Consider the following 24,898-nt stretch of genomic DNA (forward strand, 5'->3'; position numbering starts at 1 on the left):
TTCAAGGAATCGAGGCCTCAGGCGGTCGCCGCCTCGGTGGCTGCCGCCGGCGGCGCGATGGTCTCGGGCTTGGTGTTCGGAACGGCCCCGGCGCGATTGCGGAAATCTGGGATCGCCTCCTCGAACACGGCTTCCGCCGCTGCCCGGTCACCCGCCGTGACGGCCTCGCGCAGGCGAAGAATCCATCCTTCCAGCACCGCGCGGTCGGCGAAGACGGGCTTGGCCGCCATGACGCCCTCGATGCCGGCGAGCGTCACACGCGGCTCTTCCTTGGCAAACAGGATCTCGTTGAGCCGCTCGCCCGGCCGCGCGCCGGTCACCTGAATCTCGATATCCTCGCCGGGCTCGAAGCCGGCGAGGCGGATCATCCGCTCGGCCAGATCCCGGATGCGCACGGGCTGGCCCATCTTGAGCACGTAGACCGCCGCGCGCTGGTCGCCGGTATCGCCGCGCCCTTCCGCGTCGGCGTGGGAGGCGGCGGTGAGCACGAGGTCCGAGGCCTCGCGCACGGTCATGAAGTAGCGCACCATCTCGGCATGGGTCACCGTGACGGGGCCGCCGCGGGCGATCTGCGCCTTGAACACCGGCACCACCGAGCCGGCCGAGCCCAGCACGTTGCCGAAGCGCACGGCGATGAGCCGGGTCGCCTCGGGGCCGGAGCGCTCCGCGTCGAGAGACTGCGCGACGATCTCGGCGAAGCGCTTGGTGACGCCGAGCTGCGAGACCGGTTCGATCGCCTTGTCGGTGGAGATCATCACCAGGGCGCGGGCGCCCGCGGCCACCGTCGCCTCGGCAACGTTGATCGAGCCGAACACGTTGGTCTTGATGCCCTCGGCCCAGTCGCGCTCGAGATAGGGCACCTGCTTCAGCGCGGCGGCGTGGAAGACGTAAGTGGGCCGGAAATCGCGGAGGATCGCGTGCAGCCGCTCGCGGTCGCGGATGTCGGCGAGCGCCCCCTCGACCGCGGCCTCGGCATGGAGCAGGGCCGGCCCGTTCAGGACGGCGTGTAGCGCCGGCTCCGAGTTCTCGATGACGAGCAGCGCCGAGGCGCCGAAAGCGACCGCGCGGGCGCAGATCTCGGCGCCGATCGAGCCGCCGCCGCCCGTGACGACGACGCGGGCGCCGGTGAGGAAGCGCTCGAGTCGCGGCCGGTCGATGGCGACGGTGGGGCGCAGGAGCAGATCCTCGATCTCCAGCGGTGCGAGTTCGGCGTCGCGCATCCCCTCGCCGAGGCTGGTGACGCGGGCGAGCGGCAGGCCGAGACGGCGGGCGCGGGCGATGAGATCGTCGGGCTCGGATTCGGGCGCCAGCGCGCTCGGCGTCGCCACGAGCCGGCGCACCGGCAGGCCACGGTTGGCGAGGTCCGCGACCACCTGTTCGAGGTCGCGAAACCCGCCGAGTACGGGCACGCCGCGCATCATCTGGCCCGCCTCGTCCGCCCGCGGCGAGAGGATGCCCTTGGGGGAGAGCCGCTTGACCGAGCCGGATTCGATCGCCCGCAGCACGATCTCGATATCGGCGCCGCGGCCCAGCAGCAGCGTCGGCGTGGTGGCGGTGCGGGCCTGGCTCTGCCGGGAGCGGGCGTATTTCAGGTAGCGGAAGGCCAGCCGCGGCCCGCCAAGCAGGAAGATCTGCAAGACCCAGTAGAGGACGATGGCGACCTTGCCGAAGAAGTAGAACCCGTAGAGATTCGAGGAGACCAGCACGTAGTCGAGCACAAGCAGCGTCAGCGCGGTGACGCTCGCGGCGCGCACGATGCCGGCGAGGTCGGGCAGCGAGGCGAAGCGCCACTTGGTGCGGTAGAGCCGGAACCACGCGTAGATCAGCCCGGCATAGGCCAGGAACGGCGGCAGCAGCAGCGGCAGCGCATGCAGGCGCTCGGCCAGGGCCCCGTCCTGAAAGCGGAAGACGAAGGTCAGCACCACGGCCGCCGCGGTCGCGGCGAGATCGTGGACGACCATTACCGCCGTCTTGAGGGTGCGCTTCTGCATGGTGCTTCGTGTCAGAGCATCGGCCCGAACGATGGAGACCGGTTTTCGGCACAAGGCCGATGCTCCAGGCGGAGCGCGGTATCGGCGCCGACCGGGGGGAATGTCAACGCGCGGCGCGGACCGCCCTGGCGACCGCTCCATTCCCCTGGTCGAGATCCGGGGCGTCGATATGGCGGTAACGAGCCTGGATCAGACCGAAGGTGCCGAAGGCGAAGTGGCCGGCGGCGACGACGGCGAGCAGCACCCAGCCATAGGGCTGCGCCCTCAGCGCCGAGAAGGCGCCCGAGAGGCCCGTGGCGTCGGAGGAGGCCTGCGTCCAGGCGGCGGTGAGGACGAAGCCGCCGATCATCAGGAAGACGAGCCCCCGCGCCGCGTAGCCGAACCGGCCGAGCCGGTCGATCCAGGCCTCCGAGCCGGTGGGAAGGGAGAGCCGTTCGGTGACGTTGCCCTTCCAGGCCTTGGCGGCGTAACCGATCCCGGCGGCGACGATGCCAAGCCCGACGATCCCGACGAGCCAGGGGCCGAGGGGCTGGTTGAGCAGCCATTTGGTCCAGTCCTGCACCCCATCGCCGCCGGCCGAGGCGCGGCCGATGCCGAAGGCGAGGCGGGCCGCGGTGAGGCTGAGGCCGGCATAGATCACGGCACTGATCAGGTGGGCGCCGCGCACGGCCAATGCCTTTGGCGAGTGCCCGCGCCGGTCCGCGTCGGTCGCACCCTCGAAAAGGCGCCACAGCGCGAAGCCCGCAAGGCCCAGCGCGATCAGCCCGACGATGACGGCGCCGAACGGGCCACCGAGCACCGCGCGGATCGCGCTTTTGCTGTCGCCGGCCGATCCGCCCTGCCCGAGGGCGGCGAGCACGGCGAGCGCTCCCACGACGCAGTAGACGAAGCCGCGCGCGCCGTAACCGAAGCGAGCGAGGTGCTCCAACGCGTTGTCGTTCCGACTCCAAGCCATGGCGGTTCAGTCGCGCTCGCGGTCGGGCTTGCCGGCCAGCGCCACGTAGAAGCCGAGCCCGTCGCCCGCGGGCAGGGTTTGCAGCCGCTCGATCCAGCCGCGCCGCTTGGCATCGAGGAGTTGGCGCCCGATCGGCTGGAACAGGGTCTCGCCCCCGCCCTCCGGCGGTGGATCGAGGCGGATCGCCACGGTCTTGCCCTTGGCGAAGCGGCTGCGCTCCAGCATGTCGGTCAGCGAGGCCTCCGCGGTCGGGCGGTTGGCCCCGCGCAGATCGAGCACCGATTCCGCATCGGTGACCCCGAGCGAGCCGCGCAGCTTGTTGGCGTAGAAGTCTTCGAAATGGGGCAAGGCCGGTCCCGCGCGGGTTCGTCGTCTAGAAAGCGATGTCGTCATAGATCTCTGCAACGGCCAAGTGGCCGCCGAGTTCTGGCAGGTCGATCGCGTCGCCGAGGCCGTGGGCCTCGAACGCCCAGCCACACTCGGGGTCGCGGCGCCACACCTCAACGCGCGGCTCGTCCTGATAGGCGATCAAGAATAGTTTGAGCGAGGCAATGCTCCGGTAAAAATCGGTCTTGCGGCCGCGATCCCGGCTCATGGTCGAGGGCGAGAGCACCTCCGCGACGAGGACGGGATCACGGGCATAGGCGTCCCTCAGCGGTGGCCCGCAACGCACCACCACGTCGGGGATCGGTGCGAAGGTGTCCATGCTGTCGCTCAGCACAGCGATGCCGGGAATCGCGCGGCAACCGCGGTCGCGGGTCATGTCGGAGAGCCGCCGCGCCAAGTTCAATACAATTTGCTGATGCCGCTCGCTCTGCGGCGCCATCAACACCGGCTCGCCGTCGATCAGCTCCCAGTGCTCCTCGTCCGGGAGGTCGGCGACCCAAGCCTGATACTCCGCCACCCGCATGCCGGGGTCGCGCCGAAGGGCGAGCGCCATCGTGAGACCTCCGAAAACGAAGGTGATGCTAGCACCGCCCCGGAGCCAAGCAAGCGGCGTGCGGCGCGGGGTCAGAAGGTCAGGCGCGCATAGACCTCCGCGACGGACAGTGCGCCGCCGAGTTCGGGCAGGTCGATAACCGCCCCGGGCCCGGCGACTTCAACCGCCCAGTCCGGCGCCCGACGCCAGACCTCGACCCGCGCTTCGTCCTAATGCACGAGCAGGAGGACGGCGAGCGAGGGAACGGTCTGGTAGAACTCCGTCTTGCGGCCACGGTCCAGCACGAGGGTCGAGGGGGAGAGGACTTCCACGGCGAGCAGAGGATCGCCGGTGTAGCCGCCTTCCGGCGGCTCGCGCATTGCACCACGACGTCGGGAATCGGCGCGTAATCGTCCATGGCCTCGCTCAGGATCGCGAGTCTCGGATAGGCGCCGCAGCCCCGGCGTTCGGCGAGATCGTCGAGATGCTTTGCGATGTTCGTGATGATGCGCTGATGCCGACCGGGCTGCGGCCCCTGCAGCACCGGTACGCCGCCAAGCAGTTCCCACCGCTCACAGTCCGGGCGAGGGGCGATCCAGTCCCGGTACTTCGCGACCCGCATGCGGGTGTCCATGCGTGCTGGGCCGGCCATATGCGAATCTCGAGCAGTCGCGCCAGCTTAACGAAAAAGGGGCCGCCCCGGACAGGGCGGCCCCGAAGAGCTTTCTATAGCGGGGCTTTAGCCGTGCACGAGCACGTTGCGGAACTGCCAGGGGTCGCTCGGGTCGATGTCCTCCGGGAACAGGCCGGGGCGGTCGGTGAGCGGGGTCCAGTCGGTGTACACGCCCACGACCGGGCCGAGATACGGCGTCTGCACTTCCAGGCAGCGGCGGAAGTCGATCTCGTCGGCCTCGACGATACCGGCCTCCGGGTTCTCCAGGGCCCAGACCATGCCGGCGAGCACGGCGCTCGTCACCTGAAGGCCGGTCGCGTTCTGGTAGGGGGCGATCCGCCGGGTCTCCTCGATGGAGAGCTGCGAGCCGTACCAGTAGGCGTTCTTCTTGTGGCCGTAGAGGAGCACGCCGAGTTCGTCGATGCCGTCGACGATCTCGTTCTCGTCGAGGATGTGCTGGTGCTCCTGCACCTTGCCGGCATTGCCCCACATCTCGTGCAGCGACAGCACGGCGTCGTTGGCCGGGTGATAGGCGTAGTGGCAGGTCGGACGGTAGACCGCCTCGTTACCCTCGCGGACCGTGTAGTAGTCCGCGATCGAGATCGCCTCGTTGTGGGTCACGAGGAAGCCGAACTGCGCCTGCGCGGTCGGCGTCCAGGAGCGCACGCGGGTATCAGCGCCGGGCTGAAGCAGGAAGATTGCGCAGCGCGAGCCCTTGGTCTGCTCCTGGGCATTGGCGGGCTTCCAGGTCTCGTGCGTGCCCCAGCCGAGCTCGGCCGGCTGGTTGCCCTCGGAGACGAAGCCCTCGACCGACCAGGTGTTGACGAACACGCCCTGGGGCTTGGGGTTCTTGGCGCGCTGGGTGTCGCGTTCGGCGATGTGGATGCCCTTGACGCCGAGTTCGCGCATGAGCGCGGCCCATTCCTCGCGGGTCTTCGGCTCAGGGGTCGAGGAGCCGGTGTCCTTGGCGACGTTGAGCAGCGCCTGCTTGACGAACCACGAGACCATGCCGGGGTTTGCGCCGCAGCACGACACCGCGGTCGTGCCGCCGGGCGCGGCGCGGCGGGCGGCGAGGATGTTCTCGCGCAGCGCGTAGTTGGTGCGGTCGGCCTGGCTCAGGTCCTTGTCGAAGTAGAAGCCGGTCCAGGGCTCGGCGACCGTGTCGATGTAGAGCGCGCCGAGTTCGCGGCAGAGTTCGAGGATGTCGCGCGAGGAGGTGTCGACCGAGAGGTTCACGCAGAAGCCCTGGCCGCCGCCCTCGGTGAGGAGCGGGGTGAGGACGTCGCGGTAGTTCTCCTTGGTGAGCGCGACCTTCTCGAAGCGCAGGCCGTGCTTGTCGGCGAGATCCTTATGGGTGTCGACGGGATCGATGACCGTGAAGCGGCTCTTGTCGTACTCGAAATGGCGCTCGATGAGGGGCAGGGTGCCCCGGCCGATCGAGCCGAAACCGATCATCACGATCGGGCCGGTGATGCGACCGTGGACGGGCCAATCCTTCTTCGGGCCATCGGACATGCGCGGACACTCCTGTCGGGCTGCTCGTTGCTTGAGAGCGGCGTGATTGATGCTCGGAAGTGACGAGCGGATGACGGTTCGGCGTCTGCCGGTCAACCGGTCGGTCCGCTCGGATGTTGCGGAACCGTGAAGATTCCAGGTTTTCAGCTATGAGGTCAGTGCAGGTCTGGGCTCGGATGGCGTCGGAGGCGTGTGCCGAAAAGTCTGTCTATGCTGCACTGCAACAAGGGAGTGACGCTCAAGGGCCGACAGCACGCACAAGGAAACCGCACCATGCTGACCGTCCTCACCGCACCGTCCATCCATCCCGAAATCGAGACGATCGATCGCGATCCGGGCATCATCACACTCCTCGCCGCCCTCGTCCGCGCCGGACGTACGGCCGCCGGCCAGGCCCGCGCCTTCCACGAGGGTGCCAGCCGCCTGTCCTTCTCCGCGACCGCTTGGCCCTATCACCGCTGAGCCGGTGATCCGTGCCGGTGCTCCCGGTCTATTTCATGACGACCACCATCGACCGGATCAGGGTCCGCCGCCGCTCCTGCGCGTCGACGGGCCCTGTTTCGCACTTAACTCCATGACGGGAAGCGGGCGTCGCAGCCCGGCCTCGCCTCAGGCGGCGTGTCGTCGTGCCACGACCGTGGCGGCCTCGGCCGCGACCTCCGGTAGCCGCTCGAACGCGCCGGTCGCGCGCAGCACGCCCTCTGCGCCCGCGAGCGCATGGGCCGCCAGTTCCAGTCCGAGGAAGCGTTCGCGCTCGAACGGGCCGGGCATGTAGAGCCCTGCCGCCTTCTCCGGGGCGAAGCCGAAGCGGGCATAATAGGGCGCATCCCCCACCAGCAGCACGGCGCCATGGCCGAACGCCGCCGCTTCGGCGAGCGCGGCCCGCATCAGCGCTCCGCCGAGGCCGGCGCCTTGAACGTCCGGATCGACCGCGAGCGGGCCGAGCAGCAGGGCCGGGCGGCCGCAGCCGGTCGCGACATCCCACAGCCGCACGGTGCCGACGAGTTTTTCGCCCCGCACCGCCGAGAGGGCGAGGCCGCGCGACGGAAGACGACCTTCGCGCAGGCGCTGCGAGGTCTTCAGGAAGCGGCCGGGGCCGAAGCAGGCGTCGAGCAGGTGCTCGCGGGCCACGACATCGGAGGCGGTTTCATCGCGGATCTGGATCACGGCCGTACCCTCCCTGGTCGCTGAGAAGCGGGGGGAAACAGCCCTCGCACCCGCCGAGGCGGGCCGTCCGGGACACAACGACAGGCGCGTCTCGTGAGACGCGCGGCACTTCTGACGGAAGAGGCGTGAATGAAGCCTGACCGGGGCCGGTCCCGCCGGGGCGGGACCGGATTGCGGTTCAGATCACGATCTGCGCGAGGGGCGGGAAGCCGTTGAAGGCGACCGCCGCGTAGGTCGTGGTGTAGGCGCCCGCGCCCTCGATCCACACCTTGTCGCCGATCGAGAGGGAGACCGGCAGCGGGTAGTGGTTCTTCTCGTAGAGCACGTCGACCGAATCGCAGGTCGGGCCGGCGACGACGCAGGGCGCCATGCGGTCCTCGTCGTGGTCGGTGCGGATCGCGTAGCGGATCGACTCGTCCATGGTCTCGGCTAGTCCACCGAACTTGCCGATGTCGAGATAGACCCAGCGCACCTCGTCCTCGGCCTCCGACTTCTTGGAGACGAGCACGACCTCGGCTTCGATCAGGCCGGCATTGCCGACCATGCCGCGGCCCGGCTCGATGATCGTCTCCGGGATGCGGTTGCCGAAATGCTTGGTGAGCGCGCGGAAGATCGCGTCGCCGTAGGTTTCCACGCCCGGCACCTGCTTGAGGTACTTGGTCGGGAAGCCGCCGCCGAGGTTGACCATCGACAGACCGATGCCGCGCAGAGCGCATTCACGGAAGATCTCGGAGGCGGAGGCGAGCGCCCCGTCCCAGGCTTCCGTGTTGGCCTGCTGCGAACCGACATGGAACGAGACGCCGTAGGCATTGAGGCCGTGCCGGTGGGCGTGCTCCAGCACGTTCACCGCCATCTCCGGCTCGCAGCCGAACTTGCGCGACAACGGCCAATCCGCACCGGCGCCGTCGCAGAGGATGCGGCAGAACACCTGCACCTCGCCGGCCGCGATGCCGGCCGCCTCGCTCGCGCGAACGATCTTCTCGACCTCGGCCTGGCAATCGACGGCGAAGAGGCGGATGCCGAGCTTGAGCGCGCGGACGACGTCGCGCTCCTTCTTGATGGTGTTGCCGAAGGAAACGCGGTCGGCGGTGGCGCCGGCGGCGAGCGCCATCTCGATCTCGGCCACGGAAGCCGTATCGAAGCAGGAGCCCATCTCGGCAAGCAGGCGCAGCACTTCCGCGGCCGGGTTCGCCTTCACGGCGTAGAACACTCGGGTGTCGGGCAGCGCGCGGGCGAAGGCGGTGTAGTTGTCGCGCACGACATCGAGGTCAAGGACCATCACCGGGCCCTCGTCCTGGCCGAGGTCGCGGCGCGCGCGCAGGTAATCGCGGATGCGATCGGTCATTGGTCGTCCCCACCACAGGTTCGAGGCGCCGTCGAGGGCGCGAGATCGAATCGTGACGGTCCCGGAAGGACCGTCGGCGTCAGGGGGCGATGCGTCGCTTCCGCTTCGCGCTTTGGAGACGCGGAACGGTCAGCGGGCGCGAGAAGCACCCCGGAAGCTGCCGTGGATTGGATGGGGGAACCCCAACCGCACGCCGGGCAAGGATAAACAAGCCTCTTCGGTGTCGGCCTTTGGAGGGCCGACGAGACCAAAAAAGCCCGTTCGTCGTTGCTTTAAGCTGCGTCCCCCGTGGAGAGCGGGGTTCGCCGGTTTCGCCTCCGGCTGCCGGTTGTTGTTAGGGTCTGGTGTCGCCACCCGGATGCCGGCCGTAGGGATCCACCCTTTACGACCATCGATCCTTTAAGACCCCTGGCGGCTGTCCGGCAGTTGACCGGATGCCCACCAACCGACACGCGGCCACAGGCACGTGCGAAATTGGGCAGGCGCCATATACGGCCGGGGGCTCTCGACCACAAGGGAAAAACGGGTCTGCTACCCCCCGATTTCCGGCCGGATCGGGTGAGAATTCGGCGTGGCACGCGATTGTTGCGCGAAAGACGCAGCTCCGCATCGCACGAGCCCGGCCGGCCCCTTCCCAAGCCCGACCGAAGCGGCCATTGAACCGTGGCATTTCGGGATGGGATCATGATCCGCGCCAAAGGCCCTCACGCCCCCAACGGCCATGCCGAGCAGGCCGTGCCGACAGGCGCGCCCTCGCGCCGGGGCGTGATGTCGGGGCTGGCCGCCGCCGGCCTCGCCGCGGCCCTGCCGGCGTCCGCTGAAGACGATGCGAGGAGCCGTCCCTTCGAGCCCGGCATGGTCGAGCGCCAGGCGCAGGCGCTCGCGGCGCAGCCCTTCGACGGCCGTTTCCCGCCGCTGCCGGCGCCGCTCGCAGGCCTCGATTACGACGCCTACCGCGACATCCGCTTCCGGAAGGACCATGCGTTGCTGGGCGAGGCCGGCGGGCCGTTTCGGCTTCAGCTGTTCCACCGTGGCTTTCTCTATCCGCGCCCTGTCTCCGTGAGCCTCGTGCGCGATGGGATCAGCACGCCGATCCCGTACGATCCGGCCCTGTTCGATTTCGGCCGGACGCGGATCGACGGGACGCTGCCAAGCGACCTGAACTTTGCCGGCATCCGCATCCACGCACCGCTCAACCGACCCGACCGCCTCGACGAACTCATCGTCTTCGCCGGCGCCAGCTATTTCCGCTTCCTCGGCCAGGACCAGCTCTACGGTCTCTCCGCCCGCGCCCTGGCGATCGGTTCGGACGGCGAGAAGGAAGAGTTTCCGTTCTTCCGCGCGTTCTACATCGAGGTGCCGTCGGCGGATGCGAAGGCCCTGACGATCCACGCCCTGCTCGACAGTCCCTCCGTGGCCGGCGCCTACCGCTTCACGGTCGAGCCGGGCCGCACCACGGGGGTGCGGGTGAGCGCGACGCTCTATCCGCGGCAGGATCTGGCCTCCGTCGGCATCGCGCCGCTGACCTCGATGTTCTTCATCAGCGAAACCGATCGCGGCCACAGCGACGATTACCGGCCGGAACTGCACGATTCGGACGGGCTCCAGCTCGCCACCGGCTCGGGCGAGTGGCTGTGGCGACCGCTCGACAACCCGCAAAGCCGGCGGATCTCGACCTTCCTCGACCGCGACCCGAAGGGTTTCGGGCTGATGCAGCGCGACCGCGACTTTGCCAGCTACCAGGATCTCGAGGCCGGCTACGAGCGCCGTCCCGGCTACTTCGTCGAGCCGGAGGGCGCCTGGGGCGAGGGCAGCGTCGTGCTGATGGAGCTCCCGACCGATAACGAGACCGCCGATAACGTCGTCGCCTTCTGGCGCCCGAACCAGCCTTATCCGGCGGGACGGCCGGCGCGGCTCGCCTATACGATCCGGGCGCTCGCGGCCGAGGATCTCCACCCGAACGGCAAGGTGATGAACACCTTCATCGCCGAGCCCGCCGCGAGCGGCGCCGCGCGCCGGGCCGCGGATGCAACCGCCCTGCGCAACCGGCGCTTCCTGATCGATTTCGGTGATGGGGAACTGGAGAAGCGTCTCGGCGATCCGGTGCCGCCCGAAGTCGTCGCCAGCGCCAGCAACGGACGGATCACCGCGACCTCGATCGTGCCGAACCCGCATGTCGGCGGTTTCCGCGTCGCCCTCGACGTGCAGCTCGACGGGCCGGGCGCGACCGAATTGCGGGCCTATCTGAAGAAGGACGATCAGGCCCTGACCGAGACATGGTCCTATCCCTGGAGCGTCGCGTGAGCACCCGCAGCGAGCGCGTCGCCGCCCGCGTGCCGGTGGAGATCCGGCCGGCCCAACTCGCCGACCTCGACGCGCTCGTCTCGCTCGAACACGCCGCCTTCACCACCGACCGGGCCGAACGGCGGGCGATCCGCCACGCGATCCGCTCGGTCAGCATGACCCTCCTCGTTGCCGTTGCGCGCGAGCCGGCGGAGGGCGGTGAGGTCGAGATCCTCGTCGGCGCGGCCACGACGGAGCGGCGGCGCACCAGCCGCGTCGCCCGGCTCTCATCGCTCGCCGTCGCGCCCGCCCGCGCCGGCCTCGGGCTCGGGCGCAAGCTTCTGCAGGCCGCGGAGGCCGATGCCCGCACCCATGGCTGCGAACGGCTGCGCCTGGAGGTGCGGGCCGACAACGGCGGCGGCATCCGGCTCTACGAGCGGGGCGGCTATGCGCGAACCGGGACGAAGCCGGACTACTACGAGGACGGCATGGAGGCGTGGTGCTACGAGAAGGCACTGACGGAAGGGTAACGTTGGCTTGTGCGCCGCAGCGCAGGTGCGCCAGCGCACTGGCGAACCGGGCGGCTAGACACAAGGTTCAGCCCACCCGAAGGCGGCTTCGGCACCTGCAGCGCAGCGTTTTCGAGAGCCGCTCCCTCCCGACAGAGTATCGAATGCCCTCAATCTTTGACCCGATCACGCTCGGCGCGTTGAAGCTGCCGAACCGAATTCTCATGGCCCCGCTGACCCGCGCCCGCGCGACCCGGACTCACGTTCCGACGCCGGTGATGGCCGAGTATTACGCTCAGCGCGCGACGGCCGGCCTCATCATCTCCGAGGCGACCGGCATCAGCCAGGAAGGGCTCGGCTGGCCCTACGCGCCGGGCATCTGGTCCGATGAGCAGACCGAGGCCTGGAAGCCGGTGGTGAAGGCCGTGCACGAGGCGGGCGGGCGCATCGTCTGCCAGCTCTGGCACATGGGCTACCTCGTCCATTCCGACTTCCTCGGCGGCGAGCCGCCGGTCGCCCCCTCGGTCGCCACGGCGCCGGACGAGGCGCACACCTACGACGGCAAGAAGCCCTACAGCCAAGCGCGGGCTCTGCGCGAGGACGAGATCCCGCGGCTCATCGCCGATTACGAGCGGGCCGCGCGCAACGCCGTCGCTGCGGGCTTCGATGGCGTGCAGATCCACGCGGCGAACGGCTATCTGCTCGACGAGTTCATCCGCGACGGCAGCAACAAGCGCAGCGACCGCTACGGCGGCTCGGTCGAGAACCGGGTTCGGCTGGTGACCAAGGTGGCGCAGGCGGTGGCCGGCGTCGTCGGCGCGGATCGCACCGGCATCCGCTTCTCGCCCAACGGCCCGATCCAGGGCGTGGACGATTCCAATCCGCATGAAGTCTTCGGACTGGCCGCCGAGATGATGGAGCGCGTTGGCCTCGCCTTCATCGAGATGCGCGAGCCGGGTCCGGACGGCACCTTCGGCAAGGCGACGGTGGCGCCGGTGGCACCCGTCATCAAGGAGCGCTTCGGCGGCCCGGTCATCCTGAACTGCGACTATGACGGCGAGCGCGCCAAGCAAGCGGTGGCCTCGGGCGAGGCGGATGCCATCGCCTTCGGCCGGCCCTACATCGCGAACCCCGATCTGGTCGACCGCATCGCCAAGGGCCTGCCCTTCGCCAAGGACGACATGAAGACCTGGTACAGCCAGGGGCCGGAAGGCTACGTCGATTACCCGGCGCTGACGCAGAAGGCGGCGTAAGGCGGGCCTCGGCCTCCGAGCCACACTGAGCGATCGAGTACAGAAGGCGGCCTCGCGCAAGCGGGGCCGCCTTCCGCTGTCTTGCAGGCCCGCGTCTTGGAGGTGCCCGATCCCGTGAGCGTCATGACCCCGGAGGGCGCCGCGGCGGTCGCTCCCTACCGCCTCGTCGCCTTCGACTTCGACGGCACGCTCGCCGACAGCTTTCCCTGGTTCTGCGCCAACCTCAACGACGTGGCCGCGCGCTACCGCTTCCGCCAGGTCGAGGCGGGCGAGACCGAGCGGCTACGGGGCCTGAGCGCCCGGGCGATCCTGAAGGATCTCGGCATTCCCGCCTGGAAGGTCCCGCTGATCGCCCGTCACATGCGCGCGCTCGCGACCCGCGACGCTCCTCAGCTGCGGCTGTTTTCCGGCATTCCGGAGATGCTCGCGGGGCTCGATGCGGCGGGGTTCACGCTTGCTGTCGTGAGTTCCAACAGCGAGGCGAATGTGCGCTGCGCTCTCGGCGCGTCGGCCGGATTCATCCGGCACTATGCCTGCGGTGCCTCGCTGTTCGGCAAGGCGCGCCACCTGCGCACGGTTGCGCGGGCAGGTGGCGTCGAACCGGCTGCCATGCTGGCGGTGGGCGACGAGATCCGCGACGCGGACGCGGCGGCGCAGGCTCGATGCGGCTTCGCCGCGGTGGCCTGGGGCTACAACAGCCCCGAGGCCATGGCCGGTACGCGTCCGGCCTTCCTGTTCGCCGAGCCGGGCGCGGTGGCGCGGGCCCTGGTGGGCCCGCCCGGAGGCTCTTACTGACCGGCGCGGGCGCCGGGGACGACCGACGCGCCGGCGCCGCTGCCGAACGGCTCGTAGCGGGTCAGGCCGCGGAAGAGCTGGCTGATGAAGGCGCGGTCAGAGCCGCTGGCCGGCGTCGTGCGCTCGATGAAGTCGAACACGCGCCCGTCCTGCAGGCCGTAGAGTGCCACGCGCTCCACCTTCATGCCCTGGTTGAAGTAGACCGCCGTGACCTTCTGGTCCTCGATCTGCTCACCGAGGAACATCACCGTGCGGCGGGTGTTCTGGCTGATGTAGTACCAGGACTTGTTGCCGACCGTGGAGACGGTCGATGGGGTGCCGAGGATCTGCAGCACCTGTTCGGCACCCATGCCCGGCTTCACCGTGGCCAGAGCCGCCTGATCGATCTGATAGCCGTGGCGGATATCCTCGCCGATGCAGCCTGATACGCCGATCGCGACGGAGCCGAGAACGGCCGCGCGGGCAAGCGACGAGACGAGACGGCGCGACATCGGCCCCCCTGATTTCCAGTCAAAAGGGTCTTCATCCGCGGCGCGTTTCAACTCGCGCGTCTTCGGACTTGCACCCTGGTCCGCGGTTGCCGTACCGCGGGGTTATGGCTTTGACAAGGCAAGCTTGGCCACAGCGTCGGCACATCCGGTGGAACGTATGATCGCGGGCTTATTCCGCCGCGCCGACCGGCGGCGGCGGACGATCCAATCGCTGCATCGGACGATCGGCGAGGCCGCGCGCCGGCCCGGCCTCTATACGGCGCTCGGCGTGCCCGACACCGTGGAGGGCCGGTTCGAAGCGTTGAGCCTGCACGTGATCCTCGTGCTGCGCCGCCTCGGCCAGTTGCCGCCGCCAGCGGCTGATGTGGCGCAGGATCTGGTCGATTCCGTCTTCATGCAGCTCGACGCTTCGCTGCGCGAACTCGGCATCGGCGACATGGGCGTGCCCAAGCGCATCAAGAAACTCGGTGCCTCGTTCTATGCCCGGGCCGGATCCTACGGCACCGCGCTCGATGCGGGCGACCGGGCCGGGCTGGCCGAAACACTCGCCCGCAACGTCCTCGACGGCGTCGAACCCGAGGCGGCCGGGCCGCTGGCATCCTATGTCGAGGCCGCCGCCGCCGCGCTGGGGGCCCAAGATCTCGACGGCCTGCTCGGCGAGGGGCCACGTTTCCCCGAGCCCGTCGGCGCGGCCGCGACAGAGAATTCAGGAGACCATCGATGACGCCGAAGCCTGCGGGGCCGCTCTCCCGCTCCGTCAACGTCGAGCGCCTGCCCAAGGACCGCGCCGAGATCGTCGTCGAGGCGAATCCGGCCGAGTGCGAGGCCCTGGCCCGCGACTTCAAGGTCCCCGCCATCCGCGACCTCGTCGGCCGCTTCACCTTGAGCGGTTCGCTGACCCGGCTGCACGCCGAGGGCCGGGTCGAGGCCGTGGTGACCCAGGTCTGCACCGTGACGCTGGAGCCCTTCGAGGCGAAGGTCTCCGAACCCGTCGAGGTCGACTTCACCAATGCCGACATCCTGGAGGGCACCGACGCCGAGGATGTCGATCTCCCCGATCCGATCGTGAACGGACGCGTCGATTTCGGCGTGCTGACCGCGGAATTCCTGGCGCTCGGCCTCGATCCTTATCCGCGCAAGCCCGGCGTCGCCTTCGATGCGGTCACGGTCGGCGAGGATCCGCTGCCGTTCTCCGATCTGGCGGCTTTGCGGGCCAAGCTCGGTGGGGACAAGGGTTGATGGACGGGCCCGCCAGCCTTCCGGCAGGCCTCATCACGACGGTGGTTGAGTTTTTGTTTGCCCGGCGGGGCGCTGCCGCTATTTTGCGCCGCCGATTCCGGGGCCTGTGACGCCCCTTCACGCTCGCTGCCCGCCGGCTTACCCCGCGGCGCCCCGAAGGAACCATGTCGAACCGCGTTTGCATCTCGCTCGACGCCATGGGCGGCGATCACGGCCCCACGACCGTCGTGCCCGGTGCGGCCATCGCCCGTGAGCGGCACCCCGAGCTTCACTTCATCCTGTTCGGTGACGAGGCGGTGGTGCGCCCTCTCGTCGAGGCCGAGCCGCGCCTGAAGGGCGCCGTCGAGATCCGCCACACCACCGTCTCGATCGCCATGGACGACAAGCCGAGCCAGGCGGTGCGCCAGGGCCGGGGCAAGTCCTCGATGTGGCGGGCGATTCAGGCGGTGCGCGACGGCGAGGCCCAGGCCGCGGTCTCGGCCGGCAACACCGGCGCCTTGATGGCGATGTCGAAGATCTGCCTCAAGACCATGGCCGGTATCGAGCGCCCGGCCATCGCCTGCCTGTGGCCGACCGTGCGCGGCGAGAGTGTGGTGCTCGATGTCGGCGCCACCATCGGCACCGATGCCGAGCATCTCGTCGAGATGGCGGTGATGGGCTCGGCCATGGCCCGGATCGTCCTCGACGTCGAGCGCCCGACGGTCGGGCTGCTCAATGTCGGCACCGAGGAGATGAAGGGCAACGAGGCCGTGAAGGAGGCCGCCCGGCTCCTGCGCGAGTCGGAGCTGCCCAATTTTACGTATCACGGCTTCGTCGAGGGCACCGATCTCGGCCGCGGCACCACGGATGTCGTGGTGACGGAAGGATTTACCGGCAATATCGCCCTCAAGACGGCCGAGGGCACGGCCAAGCAGATCGCCTCCTATCTCAAGGCGGCGATGGGGCGGACCCTCTCGGCCAAGATCGGCTACCTGTTCGCGCGCCAAGCCTTCGCGGCCCTGCGCGAGAAGATGAACCCGAGCCGGGCCAATGGCGGCGTGTTCCTCGGGTTGGAGGGTATCGTCATCAAGAGCCACGGCTCGGAGAACGCTCAGGGCTTCGCGGCCGCCGTCGATCTTGCCTACGACATGGCGCGCTACGACCTGATGCGGACGATCCGGGATATGCTGGAGCAGACGCCGGCGGTCGCCGCCGGGCTCGAAACCGGCTTGATCGAGAAGTAAGCCGGGCACAGAAGTGAGAAAGGGACGGATCTGATGGCGCATGCGCGCTCCGTCGTGGTCGGCTGCGGGGCGTATCTGCCCGAGACCGTCGTCACGAACACAGATCTCGCCGAACGCGGGATCGAAACCTCCGACGAGTGGATCGTCCAGCGCACCGGCATCCGCCAGCGCCACATCGCGCGCGCCGACGAGACGACCTCGGTGCTCGGCACCCGCGCGGCGATGGCGGCCCTCGACGATGCCGGGCTCTCGCCCGCCGACATCGATCTCGTGATCTGCGCGACCTCGACCCCCGACCACACCTTCCCCTCCTCCGCCACCCAGATCCAGGCGGCGCTCGGAATCGAGGGCGGTTTCGCCTTCGACCTTCAGGCGGTCTGCGCCGGCTTCGTCTACGCGGTGGCCACCGCCGACCGCTTCCTGACGACGGGTGGCGCCAAGCGCGCCCTCGTCATCGGCGCCGAGACCTTCTCGCGGCTGCTCGACTGGGAGGACCGCACCACCTGCGTGCTGTTCGGCGACGGTGCCGGGGCCATCGTGCTGGAGGCCCGCGAGGGTGAGGGCACGAGTGCCGACCGCGGCGTGCTCTCGAGCTGCCTGCGCTCGGACGGGCGCCACCGGGCCAAGCTCTACGTCGATGGCGGGCCCGGCTCGACCGGCACCACCGGCAAGCTGCGCATGGAGGGTCGCGAGGTGTTCCGCTTCGCGGTCGGCTCGGTGACCGACGTGATCGAGGACGCCTTCCGCGCCTCCGGCACCACCGCCGACGACCTCGCGTGGTTCGTGCCGCACCAGGCCAACCGCCGGATCATCGAGGCTTCGGCCGACAAGCTCGGCATCGCCCGCGAAAAGGTGGTGCTCACCGTCGATCGGCACGGCAACACCTCGGCCGCCTCGATTCCCCTGGCGCTGGACGCCGCCCGCCGCGACGGGCGCATCCGCGAGGGCGACCTCGTGATGATCGAGGCGATCGGCGGCGGGTTCACCTGGGGCGCCGCGCTCATCCGCTGGTAGGCGATGAGCGTCGGAACGAGCCTAGCCTCCTGTCAACCGTAAGGTTCTGTTGACCGTCGCCCCTCAGCCGATTAGCGTGTTCGATCATAGAGATACACGGCGGGATCCTTTGTCGGGGAACCCGCACGGCATTTGAGCGGAGGCTGCATCCGTACGTCCTGAGAAGGATGGCAGGGATGTCGAGCAACTCGGCCGGAAGGGGGAGCGGATGGCGGGCAAGACGGTCACACGCGCAGATTTGAGCGAGGCCGTCTACCAGCAGGTCGGTCTGTCACGGGCCGAATCGGCCGCGCTGGTCGAGACGGTGCTTGCCGAGATCTGCACGTGCCTATCCTCGGGCGAGACGGTGAAACTGTCCTCGTTCGGCTCCTTCGTCGTGCGCTCCAAGGGCAAGCGCATCGGCCGCAATCCGAAGACCGGTGTCGAGGTCGAGATCGAGCCGCGGCAGGTGATGGTGTTCAAGCCCTCGAACGTTCTCAAGGCCCGCATCAATGGCGGCCACGTCAACGGGCTCGACATGGATGAGGACGAGTGACCCGGCCAAGCCGCTCCGGTCCTCTCCCGCACAATCTGGTTTGAGGCGCTGCCATGGGACTGCCGCTGGAATCCCCCGCCCTCGATTCTTCCGCCGTCGATACGCCTGCCGGTGACGAGCGGAGCGAGAAGAGCCCCGGCGCCTTCCGCACCATCACCGAAGTGTCCGAGGAACTCGGCGTGCCGCAGCACGTCCTGCGCTTCTGGGAGAGCCGGTTCAGCCAGATCAAGCCGACGAAGCGGGCCGGCGGCCGGCGCTACTATCGGCCGGAGGATGTCGATCTCATCAGGGGCGTGAGCTGCCTGCTGCGCGGAAAAGGCTACACGATCCGCGGGGCGCAGCGCGTCCTCAAGGAGAACGGCGTGCGCTTCGTCCAGGCGCTCGGCCGCGGCGAGGCCGAGGTTGGCGCGCCGACCGGCATCGACCGGGACGAGGAAAGCGTCGAGGCGGCGGCCTCGGATCGCCGGGCGCTCGAGGGGGCGCTTGCCGAGTTGCGTGCCTGCCGAGCCCTGCTCGCCGGCCTCGACGAGGCGGATCACGAGGCCGCCTGAGGCGGGACCGAGTGCCGCCGTCGAATCCCGAAAACTCGCTTGCGCGCAAGGCATTGGCCAGCCTCGCGGATTTCGGCCCACCCGGCGCTTCGGCCGGCCCATGCGGGCTGAACTTTACCGGCGGAACGGCGTTGAGGCGCCATGGCCCCCCCTCGCTCCCGGATGTCTCCGACCCAGGAACTCATCGCCCGCGTGATGCGGATCGTGCGCGCTTGCCCGGAAGCCGCCAACGAGGTTCTGGAACTGATGTTCCTCGTCAGCCAGATCGAGGCGTCGACCACCGTCGATCGGGAATATCGGGACGCGCGGCGGGTCATCAGCCGGCTGCGGGCGCCGCTTTGGGATATGGGCCCGGCCGATCGGGAGACGCTGCTCAGGGCCGCCGATACCATCCGCCGCGCCTGCGACTTGGGCGACGCGGACATTCCGGCTGCACCCTTCGCCGATCTCGGCGAACGCGAGCGGGTCGAGAAGGCGCTGACCCAGGCGCTCGCTGGACAGCTCGATGACGCGCAGATCGCGCGGGTGGCCGGCACGGTCGCCGCCGCGCTGCAGCACTGAGCGGGCGCGGCCTTCGGCAAAATTCGTTCGGCAAGATTCGAAGGGGCGAGCCTCGACGCAAGCCGGCGCCCTCCCCACATCTTCTGTGGCGCCCAGTCGCTCTCCGGCCGGTCGCCCGAACGACGCTCAAGGGAAACGCCGATGGATCTGCCGACCACTGCCAAGAGACAATCCACGGGACCGATCGCGGCGCTGCCCGCCGCCTTCGCCGCTGCTTGGCTCTGTCTCGCCGGGCCCGCCCTCGCGCAGACCACCGTTACCAAGAGCGAGACCGTGCCCGCCGGCAAGCAGGCGCGCCTCGTGATCGTGCCGAACCTGAAGAAGGATTGCTCGGCCGGCCCGATGCCCGAGATCAGGGTGGTGACGCCGCCGAAATCCGGCTCGCTCATCACGAAGGCGGGTAAGCTCAAGACACCGGCCAAGTACCGCTGCCCCAACAAGGACGCCGAGGTTCAGGCGATCTTCTACCAGCCCAACAGCGGCTATACGGGCGCCGACGGGGTCGTCGTCGAGATCAAAAATGCCGACGGCGAGACCGAGAAGCGCGACATCCGCATCACCGTCGGCAAGGACGAAAAGTCCAAGGACGAGAAGAAAAGCGGCACCGATCTCTGATCGGATAGACGGTTTCGTGCGCGATCATACCGCGACGCAGCAATTTTGACGAATACCAGGGGCTTCCGGTCTTCGGCCGGAGGTTTCTGCCTCGGGTTCGGGGCCGGTCAAGCTCGGGCTAAATCCCGGTCAGCTTTGAGTGTGTCCCGTTTCACACGCAAGACAGCCCTCCTGTGGGCGGTGCGACAAAACCCGCAATGTCAGTTGCGTTCGACCCGAGACAGGATGAAGCTGTCATCAGCCTGAAGGGGGTGTTCGAATGCCGCTGCACTCGACGAACGACCTGTTCCAGAGCTTCGCTCGCGGCTATGAAGCACGCCGCGACACGGAGATGACGCTCTCTGAGTATCTCGAGGCGTGCCGCGACAATCCGCTGATGTACGCCTCCGCCGCCGAGCGCATCCTCGATGCGATCGGCCAGCCGGAAATGGTGGACACCGCCCGCGACGCGCGGTTGGGCCGGGTGTTCATGAACCGCACGATCCGGGTCTACCCGGCCTTTGCCGAGTTCTACGGCATGGAAGAGACGATCGAGCGGATCGTCTCGTTCTTCCGCCACGCGGCGCAGGGATTGGAGGAGCGCAAGCAGATCCTCTACCTGCTCGGCCCCGTCGGCGGCGGTAAGTCGTCGCTCGCCGAGCGCCTCAAGGCGCTGATGGAGGTCCATCCGGTCTACGTGCTGAAGGCCGGCGACGAGGTCTCCCCGGTCTTCGAAAGCCCGCTCGGCCTGTTCGACCCCGAGGCCATGGGCCGCGAGATCGAGGAGCGCTTCGGCATCCCGCGCCGCCGCCTCACCGGCCTGATGAGCCCCTGGGCCCTGAAGCGCCTCGACGAGTTCGACGGCGACATTTCCCGCTTCAAGGTGATCAAGGTGCGGCCGTCGCGCCTGCGCCAGATCGCCATCGCCAAGACCGAGCCGGGCGACGAGAACAACCAGGACATCTCCTCGCTGGTCGGCAAGGTCGATATCCGCCGCCTCGAAACACTCTCCCAGGCCGATCCGGACGCCTATTCCTACTCGGGCGGCCTCAACCGGGCGAACCAAGGCGTTCTCGAATTCGTCGAGATGTTCAAGGCGCCGATCAAGATGCTCCACCCCCTGCTCACGGCGACGCAGGAGGGCAACTATGTCGGCACCGAGAATATCGGCGCGATCCCGTTCACGGGCGTGATCCTGGCGCACTCGAACGAGGCCGAGTGGCAATCGTTCAAGACCAACAAGAACAACGAAGCCTTCATCGACCGCATCTACGTCATCAAGGTGCCCTACTGCCTCCGGGTCACGGAGGAGCAGCGCATCTACGAGAAGCTGATCTCGAGCTCCGAGCTCTCCACCGCTGCCTGCGCGCCGGGGACTCTGGAGATGCTGGCCCGCTTCTCGGTGCTCTCGCGGCTGCGCGAGCACGCCAATTCCAACCTGTTCTCGAAGATGCGGGTCTACGACGGCGAGTCGCTTCGCGAGGTCGATCCCCGCGCCCGCTCGATGCAGGAATACAAGGATACCGGCGGCGTCGATGAGGGCATGGACGGGATCTCGACCCGCTTCGCCTTCAAGGTGCTGGCGGCGACCTTCAACCACGACACCACCGAGGTCTCGGCCGATCCGGTCCACCTGATGTACGTGCTGGAACAAGCGATCCGGCGCGAGCAGCTGCCGCCCGAGACCGAGAAGCGCTACATCGAGTTCATCAAGACCGAACTCGCGCCGCGCTACGCCGAGTTCATCGGCCACGAGATCCAGAAGGCCTATCTCGAATCCTACCACGATTACGGGCAGAACCTGTTCGACCGCTACATCGACTACGCGGACGCCTGGATCGAGGATCAGGACTTCAAGGACGCCGAGACCGGCCAGCTGCTCAACCGTGAGCTCCTCAACCAGGAGCTGACCAAGATCGAGAAGCCGGCCGGCATCGCCAACCCGAAGGATTTCCGCAACGAAGTGGTGAAGTTCGCGCTGCGCTCTCGGGCGCAGCACGGTGGGCGCAACCCGTCCTGGACGTCCTACGAGAAGTTGCGCGAAGTGATCGAACGGCGGATGTTCTCTCAGGTTGAGGAACTGCTGCCCGTGATCTCCTTTGGATCCAAGAAGGACAGCGACACGGAGAAGAAGCACGGCGAGTTCGTCGATCGCATGACGGATCGGGGCTACACCGAACGGCAGGTCCGGCGACTCGTGGAATGGTACATGCGGGTGAAGCAGGCGGGTTGAGGGCAAGCCCTCTAAGGCGAAGTCTTCCGGCATCCGCCGCCGCACTTCCGCACCTTTGTCCCCGAGCGGGGACGTGAGACTTGAAGGCGCTGAGCGACCCCGGATGCACATCGTCGACCGTCGGCTCAATCCAGGTGGTAAGAGCCTCCCGAACCGCCAACGCTTCCTGCGCCGGGTCAAGGACGTCGCACAGCGCGCGGTTCGGGAATCCGCCCGAGAGAAGGATATCAAGAACCTCGGCAAGGACGGGCGCATCACCGTGCCCGGCGACGGGGTGCGCGAGCCGCGCTTCTCGCGCCAGCCGGGCACGGGCCATCAGGACTACATCCTGCCCGGCAACAAGACCTACGTGGAGGGCGACCGCATCGAGCGCCCGCCGGGCGGCGGGGGCGGCGGCGGCTCCGGCGAGGGCGGGGACGGCGGCGAGAATGGCGAGGACGCCTTCCACTTCGTCCTGACGCGCGAAGAATTCCTCGACCTCTTCCTCGAAGACCTCGAACTGCCCGATCTCGCCAAGCGGCGGCTGGCGGTGGTCGAGACGGAAGGCCTGCGCCGGGCCGGCTACACGGTCTCAGGGTCGCCGGCGAACCTCGCCCTGTCGCGCACTTTGCGCAATTCCATGTCCCGGCGCATCGCCCTGAAGCGGCCGAAGCTGGAGGAGGTGGCGGCCTTGGAGGCCGAGATCGCCGCGGCGGAGACCGCCAGGGATCCGCGCCTGCCCGACCTGAAGCTCAAGCTGCTCGAACTGCGCGAGCGCTCGAAGCGCATCCCCTATGTCGATCCGATCGACCTGCGCTTCCGCCGGTTCGAGCCCTATCCGAAGCCGATCGCCCAGGCTGTGATGTTCTGCCTGATGGACGTCTCGGGCTCGATGACCGAGCACATGAAGGATCTGGCCAAGCGCTTCTACATCCTGCTGCACATCTTCCTGACGCGCCGCTACAAGCACGTCGAGATCGTCTTCATCCGCCATACCGACAAGGCGGCCGAGGTGGACGAGGAGACCTTCTTCGGCTCCCGCGAGACCGGCGGCACGCTGGTCTCCTCGGCGCTGGCCGAGATGAAGCGCATCGTCACCGAGCGCTACTCGCCGGACGACTGGAACATCTACGCCGCGCAAGCCTCGGACGGCGACAACGTCTCCTCCGACGGGCCGACCTCGACCGAATTGCTGCGCGCGCACATCCTGCCGGCCTGCCAGCACTTCGCCTATCTCGAAGTCGGTGACGAGAACGGCCCGCGCGCCGGCTTCGTCGAGCACCGCACCACCCTGTGGCGGACCTACGAGGCGCTGGCCAAGGCCGGCGAACCGCTCGCCATGCGCAAGGTGAACCACCGCCGCGACATCTACCCCGTGTTCCGCGAGCTGTTCGGCCGCAAGGACGCGCGGGCGGAGGCGGATCGATAAGCCTCCCCGTGAGGGGAGGCGAGACAGCGTCGAAGAGAAGGGCCGACATGGTCGCGAGCCTGAGCCGCACGAAGTCGACAGCACCCAAACCGGGCGAGCTGCTGTTTTCCGGCAATGACTGGGACTTCGAGACGATCCGGCGCATCCACGATGCCTGCGAAGCCGTGGCCGGGCCTGAACTCGGTCTGTCGTGGTACCCGAACCAGATCGAGATCATCACCGCCGAGCAGATGCTCGACGCCTATGCCTCGATCGGCATGCCGCTGTTCTACAAGCACTGGTCCTTCGGCAAGCACTTCGCCCAGCAGGAGGCGAGCTACCGCCGCGGCCTGATGGGGCTCGCCTACGAGATCGTCATCAACTCCGATCCGTGCATCTCCTACGTGATGGAGGAGAACACGGCGACGATGCAGACGCTGGTGATCGCCCACGCTGCCTTCGGCCATAACCACTTCTTCAAGAACAACTATCTGTTCCGACAATGGACCGATGCCGAAGGCATCCTCGACTATCTCGACTTCGCCAAGAGCTACATCGCCCGCTGCGAGGAGCGCTACGGGCATCAGGCGGTCGAGCACGTGCTCGACGCCGCTCACGCGCTGATGAGCCAGGGCGTCCACCGCTATCCCCGCAAGAAGCGCCCGGATCTGGCGAGCGAGCAGCGCCGGGAGCGCGAGCGCGAGGAACACGGCGAGCAGATCTACAACGACCTCTGGCGCACCCTGCCGGCCAAGACCGGCGCGGCCAAGGGCGACCCGGCCTTGGAGCGGCGCAAGGCGCTCTTGGAGCTGCCGCAGGAAAACATCCTCTACTTCCTGGAGAAGGTGGCCCCGCGCCTGCGGCCCTGGCAGCGCGAGATCCTGCGGATCGTCCGGCTGGTCGCGCAGTACTTCTACCCGCAGCGCCAGACCAAGGTGATGAACGAGGGCTGCGCCACCTACTGCCACTACCGGATCATGAATGCCCTCTCGCAGAAGGGGCAGCTCAGTGAGGCGGCCTATCTCGAGTTCCTGACCTCGCACACCAACGTCATCCGCCAGCCGAATTTCGACGACCGCTCCTTCGGCGGTCACAACCCCTACGCGCTGGGCTTTGCCATGATGCAGGACATCGCCCGCATCGTGGAGCAGCCGAGCGACGAGGACCGCGAGTGGTTCCCCGACATCGCCGGGACCGGCGGTGCCATGGGCGTGCTGCGCGATTGCTGGGAGAACTACCGCGACGAGAGCTTCATCGCGCAGTTCTTGAGCCCGAAGCTGATGCGCGACATGCGGCTGTTTCACGTCGTGGACGATCCCGACGAGCCGGAGATGCGCGTCGCGGCGATCCACGACGAGCGCGGCTACCGCAAGATGCGGCGCTCCTTCGCCCGCCAATACGATGTGGCGTGGCTCGATCCCGACATCGAGGTGGTGGACGTGGATCTGGAGGGCGACCGCCGGCTGATCCTCCACCACAAGGCGCTCAACCGCATCACCCTGCAGCGGGAGGATGCCCGGCGCGTGCTCCAGCACCTCGCCGACCTGTGGGGCTACGACGCGGTACTCAAGGAGGTCGATCCGGCCACCGGCGCGGTGCTGGTCGAGCACTCGGCGAGCGCGCGGCCGATCTTCTTCTGATTTGCAGAAAGCCGGTCGGCCGCTC

24 protein-coding genes and 1 pseudogene are annotated in these 24,898 nt (G+C 68.3%); 16 read left to right on the forward strand and 9 right to left on the reverse strand.

Annotated elements, in window-relative coordinates:
• Nucleotides 1–17 precede the first annotated feature (17 nt).
• The 6 genes and pseudogenes from OVA30_RS06470 to OVA30_RS06495 form a co-directional block, all read right to left on the reverse strand.
• Nucleotides 18–1,991 (reverse strand): nucleoside-diphosphate sugar epimerase/dehydratase, encoded by a 1,974-nt coding sequence (locus tag OVA30_RS06470; protein WP_268174984.1) that lies wholly within the window; start codon nucleotides 1,989–1,991, stop codon nucleotides 18–20.
• Between the two features lie 103 nt (nucleotides 1,992–2,094).
• Nucleotides 2,095–2,946, reverse strand: a complete 852-nt coding sequence (locus tag OVA30_RS06475; RefSeq protein ID WP_268174985.1) for a DUF1206 domain-containing protein — start codon at nucleotides 2,944–2,946, stop codon at nucleotides 2,095–2,097.
• A 6-nt stretch (nucleotides 2,947–2,952) separates the two neighbouring features.
• The gene (locus OVA30_RS06480; RefSeq protein ID WP_003604234.1) at nucleotides 2,953–3,294 is read right to left on the reverse strand and encodes a hypothetical protein; all 342 of its coding nucleotides are present in this window, start codon (nucleotides 3,292–3,294) and stop codon (nucleotides 2,953–2,955) included.
• A 25-nt stretch (nucleotides 3,295–3,319) separates the two neighbouring features.
• Nucleotides 3,320–3,886 (reverse strand): Uma2 family endonuclease, encoded by a 567-nt coding sequence (locus OVA30_RS06485; protein WP_015950800.1) that lies wholly within the window; start codon nucleotides 3,884–3,886, stop codon nucleotides 3,320–3,322.
• 71 nt (nucleotides 3,887–3,957) lie between these two features.
• A pseudogene (locus OVA30_RS06490) lies at nucleotides 3,958–4,517 on the reverse strand (Uma2 family endonuclease).
• A gap of 87 nt (nucleotides 4,518–4,604) precedes the next feature.
• Nucleotides 4,605–6,053, reverse strand: a complete 1,449-nt coding sequence (locus tag OVA30_RS06495; RefSeq protein ID WP_147017953.1) for a homospermidine synthase — start codon at nucleotides 6,051–6,053, stop codon at nucleotides 4,605–4,607.
• 273 nt (nucleotides 6,054–6,326) lie between these two features.
• Between OVA30_RS06495 and OVA30_RS06500 the strand changes: the two genes are divergently transcribed.
• Nucleotides 6,327–6,515 carry a hypothetical protein gene (locus OVA30_RS06500; RefSeq protein ID WP_003604239.1) on the forward strand — a complete coding sequence of 63 codons (189 nt, stop codon included), beginning with the start codon at nucleotides 6,327–6,329 and terminating at the stop codon, nucleotides 6,513–6,515.
• A 147-nt stretch (nucleotides 6,516–6,662) separates the two neighbouring features.
• Here OVA30_RS06500 and OVA30_RS06505 read toward each other — a convergent pair whose 3' ends face one another.
• Complete coding sequence (locus OVA30_RS06505; RefSeq protein ID WP_268174987.1) at nucleotides 6,663–7,220, reverse strand: GNAT family N-acetyltransferase; 558 nt, start codon at nucleotides 7,218–7,220, stop codon at nucleotides 6,663–6,665.
• 178 nt (nucleotides 7,221–7,398) lie between these two features.
• Complete coding sequence (locus OVA30_RS06510; RefSeq protein ID WP_003604242.1) at nucleotides 7,399–8,565, reverse strand: type III PLP-dependent enzyme; 1,167 nt, start codon at nucleotides 8,563–8,565, stop codon at nucleotides 7,399–7,401.
• Nucleotides 8,566–9,249: 684 nt separating this feature from the next.
• Here OVA30_RS06510 and OVA30_RS06515 point away from each other — a divergent pair.
• The 4 genes from OVA30_RS06515 to OVA30_RS06530 all read left to right on the forward strand — a co-directional run bounded on the left by OVA30_RS06515 (nucleotide 9,250) and on the right by OVA30_RS06530 (nucleotide 13,405).
• The gene (locus OVA30_RS06515; protein ID WP_268174988.1) at nucleotides 9,250–10,869 is read left to right on the forward strand and encodes a glucan biosynthesis protein G; all 1,620 of its coding nucleotides are present in this window, start codon (nucleotides 9,250–9,252) and stop codon (nucleotides 10,867–10,869) included.
• Nucleotides 10,842–11,378, forward strand: coding sequence for a GNAT family N-acetyltransferase (locus OVA30_RS06520; protein WP_268174989.1), 537 nt, complete (start codon nucleotides 10,842–10,844; stop codon nucleotides 11,376–11,378). The genes OVA30_RS06515 and OVA30_RS06520 overlap by 28 nt, the downstream gene beginning before the upstream one ends.
• 143 nt (nucleotides 11,379–11,521) lie before the next feature.
• Entirely contained in the window at nucleotides 11,522–12,610 is a 1,089-nt protein-coding gene (locus tag OVA30_RS06525; protein WP_003597994.1) for an alkene reductase, read from the forward strand.
• Nucleotides 12,611–12,733: 123 nt separating this feature from the next.
• The gene (locus tag OVA30_RS06530; RefSeq protein WP_268177462.1) at nucleotides 12,734–13,405 is read left to right on the forward strand and encodes an HAD hydrolase-like protein; all 672 of its coding nucleotides are present in this window, start codon (nucleotides 12,734–12,736) and stop codon (nucleotides 13,403–13,405) included.
• On the opposite strand, the gene OVA30_RS06535 is transcribed toward OVA30_RS06530, so the two are convergent.
• Complete coding sequence (locus tag OVA30_RS06535) at nucleotides 13,399–13,896, reverse strand: outer membrane protein assembly factor BamE (protein ID WP_003597998.1); 498 nt, start codon at nucleotides 13,894–13,896, stop codon at nucleotides 13,399–13,401. The genes OVA30_RS06530 and OVA30_RS06535 overlap by 7 nt on opposite strands.
• 157 nt (nucleotides 13,897–14,053) lie before the next feature.
• On the opposite strand from OVA30_RS06535, the gene OVA30_RS06540 reads away from it, so the two are divergent.
• From OVA30_RS06540 to OVA30_RS06590, 11 genes are all read left to right on the forward strand, one after another.
• Nucleotides 14,054–14,620, forward strand: coding sequence for a ubiquinol-cytochrome C chaperone family protein (locus tag OVA30_RS06540; protein WP_056119338.1), 567 nt, complete (start codon nucleotides 14,054–14,056; stop codon nucleotides 14,618–14,620).
• Complete coding sequence (locus tag OVA30_RS06545) at nucleotides 14,617–15,135, forward strand: YceD family protein (protein ID WP_076643947.1); 519 nt, start codon at nucleotides 14,617–14,619, stop codon at nucleotides 15,133–15,135. The genes OVA30_RS06540 and OVA30_RS06545 overlap by 4 nt, the downstream gene beginning before the upstream one ends.
• 164 nt (nucleotides 15,136–15,299) lie before the next feature.
• Nucleotides 15,300–16,358 carry a phosphate acyltransferase PlsX gene (gene plsX / locus OVA30_RS06550; protein WP_082289945.1) on the forward strand — a complete coding sequence of 353 codons (1,059 nt, stop codon included), beginning with the start codon at nucleotides 15,300–15,302 and terminating at the stop codon, nucleotides 16,356–16,358.
• A 33-nt stretch (nucleotides 16,359–16,391) separates the two neighbouring features.
• Nucleotides 16,392–17,372 (forward strand): beta-ketoacyl-ACP synthase III, encoded by a 981-nt coding sequence (locus tag OVA30_RS06555; protein WP_056463571.1) that lies wholly within the window; start codon nucleotides 16,392–16,394, stop codon nucleotides 17,370–17,372.
• 208 nt (nucleotides 17,373–17,580) lie between these two features.
• Nucleotides 17,581–17,907, forward strand: coding sequence for an integration host factor subunit alpha (locus OVA30_RS06560; protein WP_003598011.1), 327 nt, complete (start codon nucleotides 17,581–17,583; stop codon nucleotides 17,905–17,907).
• A 53-nt stretch (nucleotides 17,908–17,960) separates the two neighbouring features.
• Nucleotides 17,961–18,458, forward strand: a complete 498-nt coding sequence (locus OVA30_RS06565; protein ID WP_003598012.1) for a MerR family transcriptional regulator — start codon at nucleotides 17,961–17,963, stop codon at nucleotides 18,456–18,458.
• Between the two features lie 141 nt (nucleotides 18,459–18,599).
• Nucleotides 18,600–19,019 (forward strand): hypothetical protein, encoded by a 420-nt coding sequence (locus tag OVA30_RS06570; protein WP_015950813.1) that lies wholly within the window; start codon nucleotides 18,600–18,602, stop codon nucleotides 19,017–19,019.
• A 141-nt stretch (nucleotides 19,020–19,160) separates the two neighbouring features.
• Nucleotides 19,161–19,634 (forward strand): 4-aminobutyrate aminotransferase, encoded by a 474-nt coding sequence (locus OVA30_RS06575; protein WP_238507948.1) that lies wholly within the window; start codon nucleotides 19,161–19,163, stop codon nucleotides 19,632–19,634.
• A 259-nt stretch (nucleotides 19,635–19,893) separates the two neighbouring features.
• Nucleotides 19,894–21,846, forward strand: a complete 1,953-nt coding sequence (locus OVA30_RS06580) for a PrkA family serine protein kinase (protein WP_003598016.1) — start codon at nucleotides 19,894–19,896, stop codon at nucleotides 21,844–21,846.
• 103 nt (nucleotides 21,847–21,949) lie between these two features.
• Nucleotides 21,950–23,254, forward strand: a complete 1,305-nt coding sequence (locus OVA30_RS06585; RefSeq protein WP_056503792.1) for a YeaH/YhbH family protein — start codon at nucleotides 21,950–21,952, stop codon at nucleotides 23,252–23,254.
• 47 nt (nucleotides 23,255–23,301) lie between these two features.
• Nucleotides 23,302–24,873 carry a SpoVR family protein gene (locus OVA30_RS06590; protein WP_268174991.1) on the forward strand — a complete coding sequence of 524 codons (1,572 nt, stop codon included), beginning with the start codon at nucleotides 23,302–23,304 and terminating at the stop codon, nucleotides 24,871–24,873.
• Nucleotides 24,874–24,898 lie beyond the last annotated feature (25 nt).

It is taken from the genome of Methylorubrum sp. SL192, assembly GCF_026672325.1.
GTDB classification, from domain to species: Bacteria; Pseudomonadota; Alphaproteobacteria; order Rhizobiales; family Beijerinckiaceae; genus Methylobacterium; species Methylobacterium extorquens.